Here is an 18,699-nt window from a genome sequence, read left to right on the forward strand (position 1 = left end):
GGTCTTTACATAATGCATATTATCATACTTAGGAATTCTCATGAGCGATGCTGATCCAGCCCGGCCTGCCCGGGCCGAAGCGCCGCAAGAACTGGATGCAAGTCTCCATCGGCTGGCGAAGATCATGAAGCAGCTTCGCGATCCGGTGCATGGCTGCGAGTGGGATCGTGTCCAGACCTTCGCGACCATCGCGCCCTACACGATCGAGGAAGCCTACGAAGTCGCGGACGCGATAGCGCGCAATGACCTAGCCGACCTGCAGGAAGAGCTTGGCGATCTGCAGCTGCAAGTTGTGTTCCACGCTCAGATTGCAGCCGATGCCGGTCATTTCGGGTTGGACGACGTCATTGCGGGCATTTGCGACAAGCTTGAACGCAGGCATCCGCACATCTTCGGCGACGCGCCGAGCGGTGGTCATCACCTTTGGGAGCAGATCAAAGCTGAAGAGCGCGCTGGCAAGACCAAAGACTCCAGCGCTCTCTCCGGCGTTGCCCTGGCGCTTCCTGCCCTGGAGCGTGCGGCCAAGCTCCAGCAACGGGCTGCCCGCACCGGCTTCGACTGGCCTGATCCACGGGGTCCCCGGGCAAAGATCGACGAGGAACTGCGCGAGCTCGATGCGGAGGTTGAGCCAGCGCCCCGGATGGAGGAACTCGGCGATCTGCTGTTTGCAGTCGTAAACCTCGCACGGCATCTCAACATCGATGCTGAAGAGGCGCTCCGTCAGGCCAATCGCAAGTTCGAGCGGCGCTTCCGCACCATCGAAAGCGAGCGGGGTTTCGCGGCCTTGACGCTGGAGGAGAAGGAACGGCTCTGGGGGAGGGCAAAGCGCGCTCAGAGCGACTGATAGCGGGTCCAGTTTTCCGGCGACAGGCGAACGTCTACGGCGATGAAATCGCCCTCGACGCGGCTATCCAGCACTTCTCCGCGCGAATGCAGCCACGCAAGGCGGCCGCCGTCTCCCGTCCCCACGCGAAGATGGTGCACCAAGGCGTCGCCGCGAAGCCGCAGGGCAATTTCCTGCTGCAACCCATCAATCCCTGAACCCTCCGCCGCAGAGATCGCCACGACATCCTCCCGCCGCTCAGCCTCGTTAAGCATGGCTGCGCGATCGTCGTCGCCGAGCAGATCAATCTTGTTCCAAACCTCCAGGCGCGGCGGAGCCCCCTCCTCGTCCATGCCGAGCGAGCCGAGCACGGCTTCGACATCCGCCTTCTGGGCATCGCTGTCTGGATGGGCGATGTCGCGGACGTGAAGGATGAGGTTCGCCGATGACACTTCCTCGAGCGTCGCCCGGAACGCCGCGACCAACTCGGTTGGGAGGTTGGACACGAACCCTACGGTGTCGGACAGTATCGCCTTGTCGAAGCCTGGGATCTTCACCTGCCGCATGGTTGGATCAAGGGTGGCGAAGAGAAGGTCTTCCGCCAGCACATCCGCTCGCGTCATGCGGTTGAACAGCGTCGATTTGCCTGCGTTGGTGTAGCCCACCAGAGCGATGATCGGCCATGGCGCGCGCTGGCGTCGATCACGATGGAGCCCGCGAGTGCGGCGCACCTGTTCCAACTCCCGCCGGATCTTGGCCATGCGATCGCGGATGAGACGACGGTCGGCTTCGATCTGGGTTTCGCCGGGGCCACCAAGGAAGCCGAATCCGCCCCGCTGCCGCTCGAGGTGGGTCCAGCTGCGAACCAGACGCCCAGCCTGGTAATCCAGGTGAGCCAGTTCCACCTGCAAACGCCCTTCCGCAGTGGCGGCGCGCTCCCCGAATATCTCCAGGATCAGACCGGTACGGTCGATCACCTTGGTTTTAGCCTGTTCCTCGAGGCTTTTCTGCTGGACCGGCGACAGAGACGCATCGACGATCAGGAGCTTCGCGCCGCTGTCCTCCGCGAGCTTGCCGATCTCTTCAACCTGCCCCTTTCCGAACAAGGTTGCTGGCCGTGGCTGGCGGATGCGGAAAGCGCGGCGCCCGACCACGTCGATCCCGATAGCGCCAGCCAGTCCCTCGGCTTCATCGAGCCGCGCCTCCACCGAGCGAAGCGCGCCATCGCTTCGGTCCGGAAGCACGAGAAACGCGCGTTCGCCGCGGCCGATGCCATCCTCAGAGGCACGGTTAAAAGTGCTCACGAGCCCTCCCCCTCCTCACCGTCTTCCAGCATCAACGGCCGTTCGGGCTGCAGGGTGGAGACCGCATGCTTGTAGACCAGCTGAAGCTGTCCCCGGCGCCCCAACAGCATGGAGAAGCGATTAAACGCAAGCACTTCTCCCTGTAACATCACACCGTTTACGAGAAACACAGTCATCGGTTCCTGTTGCCGAGCAGCCGCCGCCAGGAATTTGTCCTGGAGAGTAGTCCGGCTCGCGTCGAGCCGGCTGCCGGTGAACTGGGAGAGGTCGAGATCCTGCGGCGGTTCGGCCGGCATGATCGTCGACATGGCGTGCTTGTAGATCAGTTGGCTGACCCCTTCCCGCCGCAACAGCAATGAGAAGGCGTCGAACCAGGTGATGATTCCCTGAAGCTTCACCCCCTTGACCAGGAAGATAGTCACGGAGATTTTTGAACGGCGGAGATTGTTGAGAAAATGATCCTGCAAACTCAACGGCTTGTCGGGCATGTGTTCACGCCTCTTATGATTATCCTTCGTCGCTCGGCGCTCCCTTGTCCCCGAGGCCCAAAGCCTTGAGTTTCCGGTGCAAAGCCGAGCGCTCCATTCCGATGAACGAAGCTGTGCGGGAGATGTTGCCTGAGAAGCGCCTTATCTGGACCCGGAGATACTCGCGCTCGAAGCTTTCCCGCGCCTCGCGGAGAGGGCTGCCCATGATCGACAAGGCGCTGTTGTTGACGCCTCCTCCCCCGCCGCCTTCAAGGACCTCGGATGGGAGCAGGTCCACATCGATCCGCTCCAACCGATCGGTCGGGGCGAGGATCACTGTGCGCTCGATGATGTTGCGAAGCTGACGGACGTTGCCGGGCCAGTCGTGGGCCTGCAGCGCCGCAACCGCCTCTTCTGACAGCACGGGTGCGGCCAGCTGCCGATCCCCGGCAAAACGGGCCAGGAAGTGGTTGGCGATCTCGGGGATGTCCTCGCGGCGCTCGCGCAGCGGCGGGATCCGCACCGGAACGACATTGAGGCGGTAATACAGGTCTTCGCGGAATCGCCCGCCCGCAATTTCCTCCTGAAGGTTGCGAGAGGTGGAGGACAGCACCCGGACGTCGACCTTAACAGGGCGCTGGCCACCGACGCGGGTAAAGCTCTGGTCCGTCAGCACCCGCAGGATCTTGGCCTGGGTGGTGAGCGGCATGTCGGCGATTTCGTCCATGAACAGGGTGCCACCGTGCGCCTGCTCGAGCAGGCCGGGGCGGGCCACCCCGTCGGCTTCGCTGCCGAACAGTTCCTCCTCGACCCGTTCCGGTTCCATGCGCGCCGATGACACGGTGATGAAAGAAGCGCCTGCGCGAGTGCTCCACTGGTGGATCGTGCGCGCAGCGATTTCCTTGCCGACCCCGGCGGGGCCGGTGATCAGCACCCGGCTGCCGGTGGGAGCAACCCGCTTCAGGGTAGCCCGGACTGTGTTGATCGCGACCGAACTGCCGTTCAGCTGCTCGTCGTAACCGGCCCGCTCGCGAAGCGTGGCATTCTCCCGGCGGAGCCGGTCGGTCTCGGTGGCGCGGCCAACGAGGTGCAGCAGCCGCCCAGCCTCGAACGGCTTTTCTATGAAATCGACCGCGCCTTCGCGGATGGCGGCAACCGCGGTATCGAGATTGCCATGGCCGGAGATCATCAGCACGGGAAGCGTCGGATCCCGGCGCTTGACCTGCTCCAGCAACTGCAACCCGTCTAGCCGCGAGCCCTGCAGCCAGACGTCAAGCAGGACCAGGCTCGGGCGCCGCTCTTCGATCGCCTCCAGCGCTTCGGTGCTGTTGGCCGCGGTACGAACCGCATACCCCTCGTCCTCCAGGACTCCGCTGACCAGCTCCCGGATATCGGCCTCATCGTCGACTACCAGCACTTCAAGTGCCATTTAGGCCTGCTCCTCATCTGATGGGTTGGCATCGTCGTCCCGCCTCCGGCCCGGCTGCTGGCCGTCGGCTGAGGCCGGTTCTTCCTCCGAAGCAGCAGTGGCGAGTGCGGCCAGCCGGCTCTTGTCGAACGCGATCCTGACATGGGTTCCGCCGCCGGGCCGATCGAGGAACGCAATCTCGCCGCCATGTTCCTCGACGATCTTCTTGACGATCGCGAGGCCAAGGCCCGTGCCACGCACCCGGGTCGTCATGTACGGCTCGGTCAAGCGATCGCGTTCCTCGGGCAGGCCCACCCCGGTGTCCAGCACATCGATCACCAGTTGCTGGTCGCAATCGCGCAGCTCCAGATCGACGCGATCTCCCGACGGATTCCGCTCGCCCCGATTATGCCGCGCTTCGATGGCTTCGACCGCATTCTTGACGACGTTGGTCAACGCCTGCGCGAGCTGGCGGCGATCGCAGACCATGCGGATGTCGCCTGTCGGCGGCTCCAGCGAAAAGGCGACGCCGGGGTGCGCGACTTCGTGGAGGAACAACGAGGTTCGCGCGATGTCGTGGACGTTCTCCTCGCGGAACACCGGCTTGGGCATGCGGGCGAAATTGGAGAATTCATCCACCATCCGGCGGAGGTCGCCGACCTGGCGGACGATTGTTTCGGTGAGCCGGCCGAAAGTCTCCGGATCACTGGAGATTTCCTTGCCGTAGCGACGCTGGAGGCGTTCGGCGGCAAGCTGGATCGGGGTCAGCGGGTTCTTAATCTCGTGCGCAATTCGCCGGGCGATGTCCGACCAGGCTGCGCGGCGCTGGTCCGCGAGCTGGTCGGTAATATCGTCGAAAGTCAGGACGACGCCGTCCGAATAGCGCACCCGCTTTACCGCGAGCGTGCGCTGCCCGTGCTCGGACCCAACCAGCACGTCGGCCTCGCGCTTGTCGCCGCGGAGGAACTCGTCGAGATCAGATGACAGCTCGGACAGCGGCTTGTTCTCGACGCTCTCCTCACCATGCTGCAGCAGCGCCGCGGCCGAGCGGTTCATCAGCAGGATTCGTCGCTCGGTATCAAGGGCGATCACCCCGGCAGTGACGCTGCCGAGCACAGCCTCGATAAAGGCGCGGCGAGTTTCCAACTGCGTGTTCACCGCCCTCAGCGCGCCGGTCTGCTCCTCGAGCCTCCCGGTCATACGGTTGAAGGCCGCAGCCAGAACGCCAATTTCGTCGTCTTTCTGGTCGATCGGGACCCGAGCGGTGAAGTCCCCCTCCTCCACTCGGCCGGCGGCGTTCACCAAGCGGCCGACCGGACGAACGAGGCGGTCGGCAATTTGCAGAGCGAAGAAGATCGACAGGCCGACGATGATCAATGAGCCCAGTAGCAGGGCCGCGTTGAAGCGCAGCTGATTGGTGCGGGACCGGGCAATCAATTCGCGATAATCTTCCAGGATCGTCCCGGCCCGGGTGATCTGGGACTCGATTCCGGGGTCGAGCCATCGCGCGACATACAGGTAGGTGGTGTTTCCGTAATCCAGTTTGGTCAGAACCCCGATCCGCTTGGGGGTATGGACGTCCGCGATGGGGGTTCGGCTCAACTCCACTAGGGCCCGCCGGATGCGGGTCGGCTCGACCATCCCGTCATAACCGTTGACGACGGCGAGCGTCCGCACCTGCCCATCCGACCCGATGTTCAGGACGGCGGCCTCGTTCAGCGTCCGCCGGTAGGTCTGGAACCCCAGACCCTCGGCAAAGGTCGGACTGTCGATCGGAATCTGCTTTAAATAGCCGGCGAGGTCGTCCGCCATGGTGGACGCTTCATTGCCGACCCGGCCCAGTTCAAACTGGTATGTGCCGTTGGCAACCTGGACTGCATTTTCCAGCATGCCCCGAGCCTTGTCGGAGAACCAGAACTCGAGCCCGCTCTGGAACAGCAGCGACGCAAAGATCGCGACCAGCACGGTCGGGACCGCCGCTATGACGGAGAATAGCGCCACCAGACGGGTGTGCAGACGTCCGGTCCCAAGTCCTCCCCGTTCCGCCCGGCTGACCGCGACGCGTCGGGACAGCAGAACCATCAGCACGATCGCCGGAATCAGGTTGGCCACGAGCAGCAGCGCAATCAGCGGTGGGGAGAGCATCTCCCCGGGGTCGCCGCGCCGGAGCACCGACACGCTGCTGACCAGCATGACCAGCAGGATTGCCCCGGTGACTGCCTCGGCTACGCGGTAGAAGCGACCGTTTTCGCGTTCCGCAGCGAGCCAGCGGCGCAGACTCGGCGGCGTCTCGTTCAGGTCAGCAGCAGCGGCTCGCGCGTCCATCGAACGACGCCGTAGCACGGCCGCGTTGCATAAAGAACACAGTTATTACGTTAGCGGGCGGGAATCTCAGGCTGCAGAACGAGCGAGCCAAGGCGCGTAGAACTCCCGCAGCATGGCCGTGACCACCGCCGGATCGTCCTGCGTGTTCACCCGGTTGCGGAATTCCGCCGATCCGGTCAGCCCCTTGGTGTACCAGCCGATATGCTTGCGGGCGAGGTTCACTCCCGTAACCCGGCCATAAAGCGACTGCATGGCGTCATATTGCTCGAGAACCACGGCCAGCTGCTCGTCCATCGACGGATCGGGCTTCGCTCCGCCGGCAAGGTTGGCCATGACCTGCCCGAGGAGCCACGGTTTGCCATAGGCACCGCGGCCGATCATCACGCCGTCGGCGCCCGACTGGCTGAGCGCATCGCGGGCATCCTCCAGGCTGTTGATGTCGCCGTTCACGATCACCGGCAGCGACACGGCGTCCTTCACCTTTCGGACGAAGCTCCAGTCGGCCGAGCCCTTGTACATCTGGTTGCGGGTGCGGCCGTGGACGGTGATCATCTTCGCGCCGAGTTCCTCCGCGATCCGGGCCAGTTCCGGTGCGTTGAGGCTGCCATGGTCCCAGCCCATCCGCATCTTCACGGTGACCGGGACGGACACAGCCTTGACCGTCGCTTCTATGATGCTGGCGGCGAGCGGCAGGTCGCGCATCAGGGCGGAGCCGGCATCGCCGTTGACGACCTTCTTAACCGGGCAACCCATGTTGATGTCGATGATTGCGGCGCCGCGTTGCTCGTTGAGTTTCGCGGCTTCAGCCATCTCGGTCGGGGTGCAACCGGCGAGCTGGAGCGAGACCGGCTCCTCCGCGGGATCCCACGCCGCCTTCTGCAGCGACTGGCGGGTCTCGCGGATCATCGCCTGGCTGGCGATCATCTCGCTGACGGTGAGGCCGGCGCCGTAGCGCTTCACGACCCGGCGGAACGGCAGGTCGGTGACGCCCGTCATCGGCGCCAGGATGACAGGCGCGTCGATGCGGACCGGGCCGACGGTGATGGGCTTGTAGGACGTCATGGAAGCCACCTCCTGTAAGGGATACGGGCGTTGCGGGCAAGAATGCGGCGGTGCCGGGCTTGCCCGAGCACTGTTCTTCCTGGTGGCAGAAGCTAAGGACTGCCGCGCAGATCTAGCAGGGCCATGCGTGTGAAAGTCAGGGTTACGGCACTCATCGTCGCGGCGGGCAGCGGGCAGAGACTCGGTGGCGACGTGCCCAAGCAATATCGCTTGCTTGGCGGCAGGCCGCTTCTGCGCCGCGCAGTCGAGGCCCTGATCGGTCATCCGCGGGTCGATGCGGTGCGGGTAGTTGTTGGAGCGGACCAGCAGGAGCAGGTCGCCTCTGCCCTGGTGGGCCTGGAGGTCGGCCAGCCGATCCTGGGTGGCCCTGAGCGCGCCGACAGCGTGCGCAACGGGCTCGAGGCGATCAGCGAAGGCATCGTCCTCGTTCATGACGCCGCCCGTCCCTTCTGCCCGCCCGACGTCGTCGATCGGCTGCTTGATGCACTGGCGACCGCGGACGGCGCAGTCCCGGTACTGCCGGTCTCCGACACGCTCGCCAAGGGCGATCGGGAGCTGCGCGGCACAGTTAGCCGGACCCAGATGCTGCGGGTGCAGACGCCACAGGCCTTTCACGTCGACGATCTGCTGTTTGCCATGAACGAGGCGGGAAGCTCGCGGGATACGGACGAATCGACCGTACTCCAGCATGCCGGGCTCAAGGTCGCGACCATTGCTGGAGATGAGATGCTGGATAAGCTGACGACCGCAAGGGATTGGGAGAAAGCCGAAATGATGCTGGCCTCACGGATGATCAGTCGCACCGGCATGGGGTTCGACGTTCACGCCTTTGAGGGAACTGGCCCGATTATCATGGGTGGCGTCGCCATCCCCCACGACCACGGGCTGGCCGGGCATAGCGACGCCGACGTGGTGCTTCACGCGATCACCGATGCACTGCTCGGCGCCGCCGCGCTCGGGGACATCGGGCAGCATTTTCCGCCATCGGATCCGCAGTGGAAAGGCGCTTCGTCCGACCGCTTCCTGCTCCACGCCGCCGAGTTGATCCGGACTCGCGGGGGCGAGATCGATCATGTCGATTGCACGGTCGTCTGCGAGACGCCGAAGGTGGGTCCACACCGCGCCGCGATGCAGGCCAAGGTCGCGGAAATCCTGCAGCTGTCGCCGGCGCAGGTCAGCATTAAGGCGACTACCACCGAGCGTCTGGGTTTCACTGGACGGCAGGAGGGAATCGCCGCACAGGCAGTGGCCTCGATCCGGATGGAGGTCCGTTGATGGACAGTCTGCTGCCTGCCGAACTGGTCGCCAAAGCCCGCGAAGTCGTCGAGGCAAACCGGGGGTTGGGCCGGCGCGTGGCGGTCGCCGAAAGCTGCACCGGCGGGCTGGTCTGCGCCGCCCTTACCGAAATCGCTGGCGCCTCCGATATTCTGGAGGCCGGCTACGTGACTTACTCGAACGAAGCCAAGCTGAGCGCGCTGCGGGTCAGCGAGGATGTGGTCGACATGTTCGGAGCGGTCAGCGTGGCAACCGCGTGGGCCATGGCGCGGGGCGCGCTGGAAGCGTCGGGTGCCGATGTCGCGGTGGCGATCACCGGAATCGCGGGTCCTGGCGGAGGATCAGCCAGCAAGCCGGTCGGCACCGTGGTCTTCGCCCGAGCCGAGCGCGGCTCCGATCCCGACAGCGTGGTTGCCGACAGCAAGGTCTTCGATGCGGCGGGTGGCCGTGCTTCGATCCGGCTTCAGGCGGCGGTTTGCGCGCTGGAGTTGCTGATCCCATAGAGCGTCGCCGCGCGGGCCTCGAAGGCACCCGTCATGCGGCGCAGGGCGCGATCGAACATCGCCCCGGCCAAACTCTCGAACAGCCGCGACTTGAACGCGAAGTCAACGCAGAAATGGACGCTCGTGCCGCCGTGGGCCGCCGGCTCGAACACCCACTCGTTCTTAAGATACTTCAGCGGCCCGTCGAGATAGTCGACCAGGATGCGACCGGGCCGCTGCTTCTGCACCCGACTGGTGAACCTTTCCTTGAAGGCGTTGAAGCCGACAACCAGGTCCGCGATCGTCTCCGCTTCGCTTGACGAGCGGATGCGGACGGCGACCACCCACGGCAGGAACTCGTCGTAACGAGCCACGTCGGCAACCATGTCGAACAGCTGCTCGGGGGTGTACGGGAGGTGCCGGGTCTCGCTGTGGCGGGGCATCAGCCCGCGGCCCTCGCAAGCTGCGCCGAGCGCGCCTCCTGCATCTTCCGAAAATCGTCCCCCGCATGATAGCTCGACCGGGTCAACGGCGAGGCAGCAACGAGCAGGAAGCCCTTTGCCCTGGCGATCGCGGCATACGCCTTGAAGGCGTCGGGAGTAACGAACTCCTCGACCTCAGCATGGCGCGGGGTCGGCTGAAGATACTGCCCCATGGTCAGGAAATCGATGCCGGCCGAGCGCATGTCGTCCATCACCTGGTGAACTTCGAGGCGCTGCTCGCCCAGCCCGACCATGACACCCGATTTCGTGAAGATATGGGGCGCTTGTCGTTTGACGCTCTCCAAGAGTCTCAAGCTGGCGTAATAACGCGCGCCCGGCCGGATGGTCGGATAGAGCCTCGGCACCGTTTCCAGATTGTGATTGTAGACGTCCGGCCCCGTGTCGACGATGGCGGACACGGCCGTCTCGGACTTGTTGCGGAAGTCGGGAGTAAGGATCTCAATCGTGGTGTTAGGGGTCGTCCGGCGGAGCGCCTGAATGACCTTCACGAACTGGGAGGCTCCCCCGTCGGGCAGATCGTCGCGGTCGACGCTGGTAATCACGATATGCTCGAGGCCAAGCTCGGCCGCCGCAGTCGCCACATGCTCGGGTTCCAGCGCATCAACCGCTCGCGGCATACCGGTCTTGACGTTGCAGAACGCGCAAGCCCGAGTGCAAGTGTCGCCCAAGATCATTACTGTAGCGTGTTTCTTAGTCCAGCATTCGCCGATGTTCGGGCAGGCGGCTTCCTCGCACACGGTGGCGAGGTTCAGCGAGCGCATCAGCTTGCGGGTTTCGGAATAGCCATGACTGGTCGGCGCCTTGACCCGAATCCAGTCGGGCTTGCGCTGCTTGGCTGGAGCGGGCGAAAAGTTTGTCGCGGGAGGCGTCAGCATGCCGCGCAGATAGCCATTGGGAGGCACAGGCGCCACCCCTGTAACAAGCAAGGGGGCGGCCTTTGGGGCCGCCCCCGCGCCTTCACGCATCAGCAGCGTGCGTTATAGTCGTAGACCGGACGCCCGTACTGGTCGACGTAATAGCAGGCGCCGCGCGTATCGCGATAATATTGACGGCCATTCACCACGGCGCCGAGCACCGCACCGGCGATGCCGCCGGCCACTGCGCCCTGAACCGTCGACACGCCTGGGACCACTGCACCAAGGCCCGCGCCGACAGCCGCGCCAACCGCAGCACCCGTTGCGGCGCGTCCCGCTTGGTTCGGGCGGTTGCCATAATAAGGATCGTTGTACGGGTTCGTCGCGCAACCCGTCAGCGTGATACCGGACGCCAGTACGGCGGTCATCAAAGCCTTTTTCATGTCGCTTACTCCACTGCCCCACGCTCCACGGACGTATCATTGCTTCAACCGGCGATTCGTTCCGCCTCCGGCCCCGGGGGGAGGTTGACCCGGCCCCCCCTGTTGCCCAACAGCATCGGTCAATTCGGGTCCTGCGGGGCCCAGCATCAACCTCGGGGGTGACCAGATGTCGGAGTTTCAGGAGCTTCTGCGGGGCTATCGCCGCTTTCGGAGCGACCTTTATCCGGCGGAGCGGCGCCGCTGGGAAAAACTCGCGACGGGTCAGGAGCCACCGGTGATGATCATCGGCTGCTGCGACAGCCGGGTCGATCCCGCGACGATCTTCGACACCAGCCCCGGGCAAGTGTTCATACTGCGCAACGTCGCCAATCTAGTCCCCCCCTACGAGGTCGGGGGAGGCCTCCACGGCGTGTCGGCGGCGCTAGAGTTTGCCGTTACCAAGCTGCAGGTGCGCCACGTCGTGGTGATGGGCCATGGCTCCTGTGGCGGGGTCACCGCGTCACTGGCCGGTCACGGCGATCCGGACGCAAGCTTCATCGACGGCTGGATCGCCCTGCTCGATGGTGCCCGCGACCGGGTCGACGCGTCTGGTGCCGAGGACCGCCAGCGAGCGCTGGAACTCGAGGGCGTCAAGACGAGCCTTGCGAACCTCCGGACCTTTCCGTTCGTTCGCGAACGCGAGAAGGCCGGAACGCTGCAGCTTCACGGATGCCACTTCGCGATTGCGGAAGGTCGGCTCCACGAACTGGACGAAGCGAGCGGCGAGTTCAGCGCAGTTGCGGACCAGGCGTGACTACGGAATCGAACATCGCGTTGCTGATCGACGCGGACAATGCGTCGCCGGATCACCTGGATGAAGTGCTGCTGGTGCTGGGCGAGCTCGGCACCATCAATGTCCGGCGGGCCTATGGCAACTGGCAGAAGACCTCGCTCAGGGGCTGGGGAAGCCTGTCCAATGTCCATTCGATCGTGCCGATGCAGCAGTTCGATGTGGTCAAGGGCAAGTCGGCAACCGACATGCGAATGACCATCGACGCCATGGACCTTCTCTACCGCGGCCATGTCGACGGCTTCGGGATCATGTCCAGCGACAGCGACTTCCTTCCCTTGGCGCAGCGCATCCGCGAGGATGGTCTGCCTGTCTACGGCTTCGGCACGGAAAAGACGCCGGTCAGTTTCCAGAACAGCTGCACGCGCTTCATCCATCTCGGCAGCGCCGCGAAGGAGCCGGCCGGCTCGCCAGAGCCCGCGCAAGCTCCGGCGAGCAGCGACGGCGTTGATCCGGCCCTCGTGCGCCTGCTGGGTGACGCCTGGAAGGCGTCCAAGCGCGACGAGCAGGGCTATGCCTCGCTGGCCGAGGTCGGGCAGCGGGCCAAGGCCGTGTCGAGTTTCTCCGTCCGCAATTACGGTTTTACGCGCCTGTCTGACCTGATCCGGTCGTTGTCGGACAACTTCCACGTCAAGGGCACGGAAGGCGGCACTCCATTGGTCAGGCGCCTGCGCTAGTCGCTTTCGGGCTCGGAACCGTCTTTTGCGTGCGCCGTTCGAGCGGCAACCGAAACGGAGATCACAATGGCAGATGCCGAGCGCGAACAGGAAATCAAGGCACTCTTCTGGAAGGAGCTTGGCTCCTCACCTTTCGTCATGCTCGGCCTTCAGGGGGTGGAGGACAGCCTCACCCGGCCAATGACCGCCCAGATCGACGCACCCGACGGCGCCGACAAGGGGGATGGCGGAACGATCTATTTCTTTGGCGCGAAATCCGAACAGCTGGTGCGCAACATCCAGACATCCCATCGCGCGGTCGCAACCTACGCCGCCAAGGGACATGATCTGTTCGCGCACATCCACGGGACGCTGGTCCTCGACAACGACCGGCAGGTGATCGACCGCTTGTGGAACCCCTTCATCGCCAGCTGGTACAAGGACGGCAAGGACGATCCTGATCTGCAGTTGATCCGCTTCGACACTGACCGCGCTGACATCTGGAAAGCGGAGGCCGGATCGACCTTGGTGGCCGCGGCGCTCAAGATGTTCGGCCGCGATCCCGGCAAAGACCACCAGAAGGAAAACCGGGCCGAAGTGTCCTTGTGATCCTCGAGACTGTGTGGCGCCGCTGCAACGTTAACGTGGACTTTCACTATGTCGGGAACATGACTCGGCGATAAGCAGTTGTGTTTCCATCGATGGATTATCTGAGTGAGTTCCTTGGCAACTGAACCGACGCCAGACACACAGCTCGGCGGCGCCAGTCCGGACGGCGCCGCCACCCTGGACGATCACGCGATCCTCGCTTCCAAGGCCGAGCGCTGCCGGCGGTTGGCGGCGGGGATCTCGGATCGCCAGGCTGCCGACGTGCTGCGCACAATGGCGGTGAACTACGAGAAGAGCGCCCAGGACCGGCTTCAGGGTTGATTGTTTTTGCACAAGCCGCCTGAGGGCGTTTAGGCCAGCGGCATGGCCCGTCCTCCCCGCTCGTCGATACCTAGCTACAAGAAATCACGCCGCTCGCGGTCCGTGCCTGCGAGCATTGCCTTGTTTCTCCTGAAGCTGGCGCTGGTACTGCTGATCGGCAGCATCCTTTGGGTGCTCGCCTATCGCTTCATCAACCCGCCGATGACCGCGACCATGGCCTCGGACCTGATTGCCGGGCGGGGTGCGACGCGCGACTGGATGGGCATTGAGCGGATCGATCGCGACATGGTCCGTGCCGCCGTCGCCGCGGAAGATAGCAAGTTCTGCTCGCACAACGGTTTCGACTTGGAGGCCATCGAGGACGCCATGAAGCGGAACGCGTCTGGCGGCCGCATCCGAGGTGGGTCGACCATCACCCAACAGACCGCCAAGAACGTCTTCCTGTGGCAGGGCGGCGGCTATTTCCGCAAAGGGCTTGAGGCGTGGTTCGCGCTGTTGATAGAGCAACTGTGGGGCAAGCGGCGGATCATGGAGGTCTACCTCAACGTCGCCGAGACTGGCATCGGTACCTATGGCGTTAACGCCGGATCGCAGCGCTATTACGGACATGACTCGAGCGCCATGAGCCGTGACGAAGCGGCCCGGATCGCGGCCGTCCTCCCCCTGCCCAAGCAACGCGGCGCAATCGCGCCCAAGGGCTTCACCCGCCGCTATGGTAACAGCATCACTGCCAGGATCGGGGTAGTGGCACGGGAGGGGCTGGATGCGTGCGTGTACGCCGGCGCCGCTGCACCGAGGGATAAAGCTCCGCCGCCGGTCACTCGTCCAAGGACCGTGCCTGGCGAGGAATATGAAACGGCACGACCACTGCCGCCGCTAGAGGAAGTGGTCCAAGATTTGCCCGCAGCGGAGGACGCGCCTCTCGCCGGGCCGGAGCCGGTAGCAGAGGACCCGATCGCCGCCCCTGCCGCCGAAGCGGAGGAGCCTGCCGCCGAGCCCGCGCCAGCGGAAGAGCCGCCCGTCGTGCCTGAGCCGCAAGGCAATTCGCTGTAGCCCTGCGAACCTCTCGCAAGAGGAACGCGGAACTGCGCTAATCCGTTGAAGCGCCAAACTTTCCCAAACAACAGGAGAAGACCATGGCGACCCGCACTGATAATCGTGATCGTACCCGCGCGGCCGACCGTAACTCCAGCAGCAGCACCCGTTCCAACCGTTCCTCCGGCGAGCGCAGCGCGTTCAGCTGGAACGGCGGCAACAATACCGGGCCGCTTCTCGGGGCGCTGGCGGCCGGCGCCGCGATTGGCATTGGCGCCAACTGGGCACGCAAGTTCCTGATGCAGCAGACCGAAGCCATGGCCGGCGACTGGGACGATATCCTGGCGCTGGAACACAAGGCAACGCTGGCGACATTCGACATGCTGCTGACCACCGGAGACACGGACACGATGAAGCGCACATTGCTTATCAAAAAGCTGTCGTATGCGCTTGAAAAGCATGCACATATGGAAGAGGCGGTGGTCTATCCGGCGCTTCGCCTGGCCAACGAGACGGTGGACGCCGACCATCTCGAGCATGAACATGGCTACGTGAAGACGTTCCTTTACGAACTCGACAACATGGCCAAGGACTCGCCCAATTTCCTGGCCCGCGTGCGCGAGTTCCGCGAGCTTATCGCGCAGCACGCCAAGATGGAGGAAGAGCAGGTCTTCCCACGCTTCAAGACGGCGATCGGCGAGGAACAGAATGCCAAGATCACGTCGCTGATGAACAAGGAAGGCGTGAAGATGAACTGACGCTTTGGCGTTCGGATGCCCTGGCTCCAGCCGGGGGCGGAAGGCGGGGCAAGCATCCAGCTTGCTCCGCCTTTTCCTTAGCCGACGAGCCGGAGGGGCTCCTGCACGTTCAGCGTCACAGAGCCTTCGCCTGTGTGCCGCTCCAGCCTTGCCACCAGTTCCGCATCCAGCGTGAAGTTCCTGCCAAGCAGCAGGGTTGCTTCGCGACCATCGGCGAGGCCTATGACAAGCCGGACAAAGCCGGTCCCGCCATCAGCCTTCGCCAGTTCGGCGGCGAGCCCTTCGATCCTGGCCGGATCGTCGCAGCGAATGGACAATTCCAGCCGGCTGCGCCGCGCAAGATCGTCCAGCGGCTGAAAGCGCTTGATCGCAACCCGCGGCTGCTCCTCGCCGGGGCGTCGGTCGAGTTCCACCGTGATCAGCCCGCATTGCCCGGCCTTGGCGGCCGCCTCCACCGCCGCGGTGGCGTCATCGTCGAACACGGTCGCATCGAACTGCCCCGACGAGTCGCTCAGCCGGGCCATCAAGAACCGGCGGCCCTTCTGCGAGGTCCGCCACCGTGCTTCTTCGACGAGCCCGGCCATGGTCGCAGTTGTCCGTCCGCCATCGACCGGCATCGGAACCTGCCCCAGTTCCCCGGACAGGCGCACGCGGTGGGCGGCCAGGAGGTGCCGGTGGTGGTCCACCGGGTGCGCCGAAAAGTAGAAGCCGAACGCTTCCTTCTCCGCGGCCATTCGCTCGGCGAGGGTCCAGCGAGCGTCGCGGGGCAGGCGGATGGGCGCGATCCCGGCATCGCTCGCGCCACCGAACAGGCCACCCTGCCCGCTGCTCCGCTGCTCGGCCGCGCTGGCCGCATGGGCGAGGATCGTCTCGGCGCCCGCGAAGACCTTCGGGCGATCGGGATTGAAGCTGTCGAATGCTCCGCCGGCTGCCAGGCTCTCGATTTGACGCCGGTTCAGCAGGCGCGGGTCGATCCGCTCGGCAAATTCGTCGAGGCTCTTGAACGCTCCCGTCGCGTCCCGCTCCTCGACGAGATCGGCCATCGCCTTTTCCCCTACCCCCTTCAGGGCGCCCAAGGCGTAGCGGACCTTTCCGTCCTCGACACTGAAGTCGGCGCGGCTGGCGTTCACGTCCGGCGGCAGCAGTTCAAGCCCGGAGCGGCGCAGGTCTTCGGCGAACAGGCACAGCTTGTCCGTCTGGTGGATGTCAAAGCTCATCGAGGCCGCAAAGAATTCCGCCGGATGGTGCGCCTTCAGCCAGGCGGTGTGGTAGGCGACCAAGGCGTATGCCGCGGCGTGCGACTTGTTGAAGCCGTAGCCGGCGAACTTGTCGATCAAGTCGAAAAGCTCGTTGGCCTTGGCTGGCGCAATGCCGTTGCGTGCGGCACCCTCGGTGAAGCGCGCGCGCTGGGCATCCATCTCTGACTGAATCTTCTTGCCCATGGCCCGGCGCAGCAGGTCCGCTTCCCCGAGCGAGTAGCCGGCCAGCACCTGCGCGGCCTGCATCACCTGTTCCTGGTAGACGAAGATGCCGTAGGTATCCTTCAGCACCTCTTCCAGCATCGGATGCGGATAGGCGAGTTCGGCGCGGCCGTTCTTGCGGTCGCCGAACATCGGGATGTTGTCCATCGGACCCGGCCGGTAGAGCGACACGAGCGCGACGATGTCGCCGAAGTTGGTCGGGCGGACCGCGGCCAACGTCCGGCGCATGCCCTCGGATTCCAGCTGGAACACGCCAACCGTGTCACCCCGCTGCAGGAGTTCGTAGACGGCTGGGTCGTCCCGCGGGAGGGCTGCATAATCGACGTCAATCCCGCGCTGCCGCAGCAGCCGCTGGCTTTCCTTCAACACGGACAAGGTCTTGAGGCCGAGGAAGTCGAACTTCACCAGCCCCGCCGCCTCGACATATTTCATGTCGAACTGCGTGACCGGCATGTCGGAGCGTGGATCGCGGTGGAGTGGGACCAATTCCTGCAAAGGCCGGTCGCCGATCACAACGCCCGCGGCATGGGTAGACGCGTGGCGCGGCAGGCCTTCCAACTTCATCGCCAGGTCGAACAGCCGCTTCACCTGCGGTTCGTCGCGATATTCGGCGGCCAGTTCGCTGACGCCGTTGAGCGATCGTTCGAGCGTCCAGGGATCTCCGGGATGATTGGGCACCAGCTTGGCCAGCCGGTCGACATGGCCATAGCTCATCTGCAGCACCCGGCCGGTGTCCTTCAGTACGGCGCGGGCCTTGAGCCGCCCGAAAGTGATGATCTGGGCCACCCGGTCGCGGCCATATTTCTGCTGGACGTAGGTAATGACCCTGTCGCGGTGTGTTTCGCAGAAATCGATGTCGAAGTCTGGCATCGACACGCGTTCCGGGTTGAGGAAGCGCTCGAACAGCAGGCTTAGCTCGATTGGGTCGAGATCGGTGATGGTCAGAGCCCAGGCGACTGCCGAGCCGGCACCGGACCCGCGGCCCGGCCCAACTGGGATGTCGTTGGCCTTGGCCCACTTGATGAAGTCAGCGACGATCAGGAAGTAACCCGAGAAACCCATTCGGGTGATCACGTCCAGCTCGAAGTCCAGGCGCTCCCGGTACTGATCTGCATCCTTGTCCGGATGCCCTTCCAGCCGCTGCTGCAAGCCGGCATGCGCATCCCGCCGCAACTGCACGTCCTCGTCATCCGACAGGCGCGGGAGGATTGGACGGCGCTTCGGCGCAGCGACGGCGCAGCGCTGCGCGATCACCACCGTGTTGGCGAGGGCTTCGGGCAGGTCGGCGAACAGATCGGCCATCGCCTCGGCGGGCTTGAGCCAGGCATCCTCACTGGAGGACACGCGCTCGGCATTCTCGATGTAGGCGGAGTTTGCGATGCACAGCAAAGCGTCGTGTGCGGCATGGAATTGCGGATCTGCGTAGAAAGCCGGGTTGGTCGCAACCAGCGGCAGGTCGAGCGCATAAGCGAGGTCGATCAGCGCGCCCTCGGCCGATTCCTCCACCGCGTCGCCGCGGCGGGTCAGCTCGACATACAATCGCTCTGGGTAGAGGGAGACCAGCCGCTCGAGGTAGGTCCGCGCGTGGGTCGCCTGCCCATCCGCCAGGAGCCGGGCAACCGCGCCCTCACCTCCTGCCGTCAAGGCGATCAGGCCAGCCGAGTAGCGCTCCAGTGCTGCAAATTCGACGTGCGGGGCGTCCGTGTCGGGCCGGTCCATATGGGCCGCGGAAACGAGCCGGCACAGGTTGGCATAGCCATCCTCGTCCTTGGCCAGCAGCACCAGCCAGTCGGGCTGGGTGCCGGACACATCGTCCGGCCGGACAACGCCCACCGTCGCGCCGACGATTGGCTGGACGCCCTCTCCGGAACAGGCCTCGCTGAACGCCATGGAGGCATAAAGACCGTTGCGATCGGTCAGGCCGACTGCCGGGAAGCCTAGCTTCGCGGCGAGCTTGGCGATCGCCTTCGGCTCCATCGCCCCTTCGAGCATCGAGAAACTGGAAAAGACACGAAGCGGGACGAACGGCGCGGTCATCGCGCGACTATAGGCAGACACGCGCCG

General features: G+C 64.6%; 17 protein-coding genes and 1 pseudogene. 9 read left to right on the forward strand and 9 right to left on the reverse strand.

Features of this window, described 5'->3' with window-relative positions; translation table 11 throughout:
• The first annotated feature begins 40 nt into the window (after positions 1-40).
• Complete coding sequence (gene mazG / locus ACFQPG_RS09805) at positions 41-844, forward strand: nucleoside triphosphate pyrophosphohydrolase (RefSeq protein ID WP_380812500.1); 804 nt, start codon at positions 41-43, stop codon at positions 842-844.
• Here mazG and hflX read toward each other — a convergent pair.
• The 5 genes from hflX to dusB all read right to left on the reverse strand — a co-directional run bounded on the left by hflX (position 832) and on the right by dusB (position 7,389).
• The gene (hflX, locus tag ACFQPG_RS09810) at positions 832-2,127 is read right to left on the reverse strand and encodes a GTPase HflX (RefSeq protein ID WP_380812502.1); all 1,296 of its coding nucleotides are present in this window, start codon (positions 2,125-2,127) and stop codon (positions 832-834) included. The two genes, mazG and hflX, sit on opposite strands and share 13 nt — an antisense overlap.
• Entirely contained in the window at positions 2,124-2,615 is a 492-nt protein-coding gene (hfq, locus tag ACFQPG_RS09815) for an RNA chaperone Hfq (RefSeq protein ID WP_380812504.1), read from the reverse strand. Before hfq ends, hflX begins: the two co-directional genes overlap by 4 nt.
• Before the next feature lie 19 nt (positions 2,616-2,634).
• A complete protein-coding gene (locus ACFQPG_RS09820) occupies positions 2,635-4,023 on the reverse strand; it encodes a sigma-54-dependent transcriptional regulator (protein WP_380812506.1) in 1,389 nt (462 codons plus the stop codon).
• Entirely contained in the window at positions 4,024-6,327 is a 2,304-nt protein-coding gene (locus tag ACFQPG_RS09825; RefSeq protein WP_380812508.1) for an ATP-binding protein, read from the reverse strand.
• A gap of 66 nt (positions 6,328-6,393) precedes the next feature.
• A complete protein-coding gene (dusB, locus tag ACFQPG_RS09830) occupies positions 6,394-7,389 on the reverse strand; it encodes a tRNA dihydrouridine synthase DusB (RefSeq protein WP_380812510.1) in 996 nt (331 codons plus the stop codon).
• A gap of 123 nt (positions 7,390-7,512) precedes the next feature.
• On the opposite strand from dusB, the gene ACFQPG_RS09835 reads away from it, so the two are divergent.
• Both ACFQPG_RS09835 and ACFQPG_RS09840 read left to right on the forward strand, forming a co-directional pair.
• Entirely contained in the window at positions 7,513-8,664 is a 1,152-nt protein-coding gene (locus tag ACFQPG_RS09835; protein WP_380812512.1) for a bifunctional 2-C-methyl-D-erythritol 4-phosphate cytidylyltransferase/2-C-methyl-D-erythritol 2,4-cyclodiphosphate synthase, read from the forward strand.
• Positions 8,664-9,167 carry a CinA family protein gene (locus tag ACFQPG_RS09840; RefSeq protein WP_380812514.1) on the forward strand — a complete coding sequence of 168 codons (504 nt, stop codon included), beginning with the start codon at positions 8,664-8,666 and terminating at the stop codon, positions 9,165-9,167. The genes ACFQPG_RS09835 and ACFQPG_RS09840 overlap by 1 nt, the downstream gene beginning before the upstream one ends.
• Here the strand turns inward: ACFQPG_RS09840 and ACFQPG_RS09845 are convergent.
• The 3 genes from ACFQPG_RS09845 to ACFQPG_RS09855 form a co-directional block, all read right to left on the reverse strand.
• Positions 9,128-9,589: a type II toxin-antitoxin system RatA family toxin gene (locus tag ACFQPG_RS09845; RefSeq protein ID WP_380812516.1), complete on the reverse strand. Its 462-nt coding sequence runs from the start codon at positions 9,587-9,589 to the stop codon at positions 9,128-9,130. The genes ACFQPG_RS09840 and ACFQPG_RS09845 overlap by 40 nt on opposite strands.
• A complete protein-coding gene (lipA, locus tag ACFQPG_RS09850; protein WP_380812518.1) occupies positions 9,589-10,524 on the reverse strand; it encodes a lipoyl synthase in 936 nt (311 codons plus the stop codon). Before lipA ends, ACFQPG_RS09845 begins: the two co-directional genes overlap by 1 nt.
• Before the next feature lie 89 nt (positions 10,525-10,613).
• Positions 10,614-10,946, reverse strand: a complete 333-nt coding sequence (locus tag ACFQPG_RS09855; protein WP_380812520.1) for a hypothetical protein — start codon at positions 10,944-10,946, stop codon at positions 10,614-10,616.
• Between the two features lie 166 nt (positions 10,947-11,112).
• Between ACFQPG_RS09855 and ACFQPG_RS09860 the strand changes: the two genes are divergently transcribed.
• The 6 genes and pseudogenes from ACFQPG_RS09860 (at position 11,113) to ACFQPG_RS09885 (ending at position 15,154) form a co-directional block, all read left to right on the forward strand.
• Positions 11,113-11,739, forward strand: a complete 627-nt coding sequence (locus tag ACFQPG_RS09860; RefSeq protein WP_380812522.1) for a carbonic anhydrase — start codon at positions 11,113-11,115, stop codon at positions 11,737-11,739.
• Positions 11,736-12,452, forward strand: coding sequence for an NYN domain-containing protein (locus ACFQPG_RS09865; RefSeq protein WP_380812524.1), 717 nt, complete (start codon positions 11,736-11,738; stop codon positions 12,450-12,452). Before ACFQPG_RS09860 ends, ACFQPG_RS09865 begins: the two co-directional genes overlap by 4 nt.
• Before the next feature lie 66 nt (positions 12,453-12,518).
• Entirely contained in the window at positions 12,519-13,040 is a 522-nt protein-coding gene (locus ACFQPG_RS09870) for a pyridoxamine 5'-phosphate oxidase family protein (RefSeq protein WP_380812526.1), read from the forward strand.
• Between the two features lie 114 nt (positions 13,041-13,154).
• Complete coding sequence (locus tag ACFQPG_RS09875) at positions 13,155-13,361, forward strand: hypothetical protein (RefSeq protein WP_380812528.1); 207 nt, start codon at positions 13,155-13,157, stop codon at positions 13,359-13,361.
• Positions 13,362-13,403: 42 nt separating this feature from the next.
• Positions 13,404-14,135, forward strand: a pseudogene (mtgA, locus tag ACFQPG_RS09880) (monofunctional biosynthetic peptidoglycan transglycosylase); the annotation flags it as partial.
• A gap of 362 nt (positions 14,136-14,497) precedes the next feature.
• On the forward strand, positions 14,498-15,154 hold the full coding sequence (locus ACFQPG_RS09885; RefSeq protein WP_380812530.1) for a hemerythrin domain-containing protein: 657 nt from the start codon (positions 14,498-14,500) through the stop codon (positions 15,152-15,154).
• Positions 15,155-15,231: 77 nt separating this feature from the next.
• Here ACFQPG_RS09885 and dnaE read toward each other — a convergent pair whose 3' ends face one another.
• Positions 15,232-18,672 (reverse strand): DNA polymerase III subunit alpha, encoded by a 3,441-nt coding sequence (gene dnaE / locus ACFQPG_RS09890; protein ID WP_380813126.1) that lies wholly within the window; start codon positions 18,670-18,672, stop codon positions 15,232-15,234.
• Positions 18,673-18,699 lie beyond the last annotated feature (27 nt).

Origin of the sequence: Sphingomonas sp. GCM10030256 (assembly GCF_042666415.1) — a bacterium.
Classification (GTDB): Bacteria; Pseudomonadota; Alphaproteobacteria; order Sphingomonadales; family Sphingomonadaceae; genus Sphingomicrobium.

Coding starts and splice junctions, on each gene's coding strand:
- ACFQPG_RS09820 (WP_380812506.1), bottom strand. CDS start 4,023: ATGGCACTTGAAGTGCTGGTAGTCGACGATGAGGCCGATATCCGGGAG.
- ACFQPG_RS09870 (WP_380812526.1), top strand. CDS start 12,519: ATGGCAGATGCCGAGCGCGAACAGGAAATCAAGGCACTCTTCTGGAAG.
- dnaE (WP_380813126.1), bottom strand. CDS start 18,672: ATGACCGCGCCGTTCGTCCCGCTTCGTGTCTTTTCCAGTTTCTCGATG.
- hfq (WP_380812504.1), bottom strand. CDS start 2,615: ATGCCCGACAAGCCGTTGAGTTTGCAGGATCATTTTCTCAACAATCTC.
- ACFQPG_RS09835 (WP_380812512.1), top strand. CDS start 7,513: ATGCGTGTGAAAGTCAGGGTTACGGCACTCATCGTCGCGGCGGGCAGC.
- mazG (WP_380812500.1), top strand. CDS start 41: ATGAGCGATGCTGATCCAGCCCGGCCTGCCCGGGCCGAAGCGCCGCAA.
- dusB (WP_380812510.1), bottom strand. CDS start 7,389: ATGACGTCCTACAAGCCCATCACCGTCGGCCCGGTCCGCATCGACGCG.
- ACFQPG_RS09845 (WP_380812516.1), bottom strand. CDS start 9,589: ATGCCCCGCCACAGCGAGACCCGGCACCTCCCGTACACCCCCGAGCAG.
- ACFQPG_RS09855 (WP_380812520.1), bottom strand. CDS start 10,946: ATGAAAAAGGCTTTGATGACCGCCGTACTGGCGTCCGGTATCACGCTG.
- ACFQPG_RS09840 (WP_380812514.1), top strand. CDS start 8,664: ATGGACAGTCTGCTGCCTGCCGAACTGGTCGCCAAAGCCCGCGAAGTC.
- ACFQPG_RS09860 (WP_380812522.1), top strand. CDS start 11,113: ATGTCGGAGTTTCAGGAGCTTCTGCGGGGCTATCGCCGCTTTCGGAGC.
- lipA (WP_380812518.1), bottom strand. CDS start 10,524: ATGCTGACGCCTCCCGCGACAAACTTTTCGCCCGCTCCAGCCAAGCAG.
- ACFQPG_RS09825 (WP_380812508.1), bottom strand. CDS start 6,327: ATGGACGCGCGAGCCGCTGCTGCTGACCTGAACGAGACGCCGCCGAGT.
- ACFQPG_RS09885 (WP_380812530.1), top strand. CDS start 14,498: ATGGCGACCCGCACTGATAATCGTGATCGTACCCGCGCGGCCGACCGT.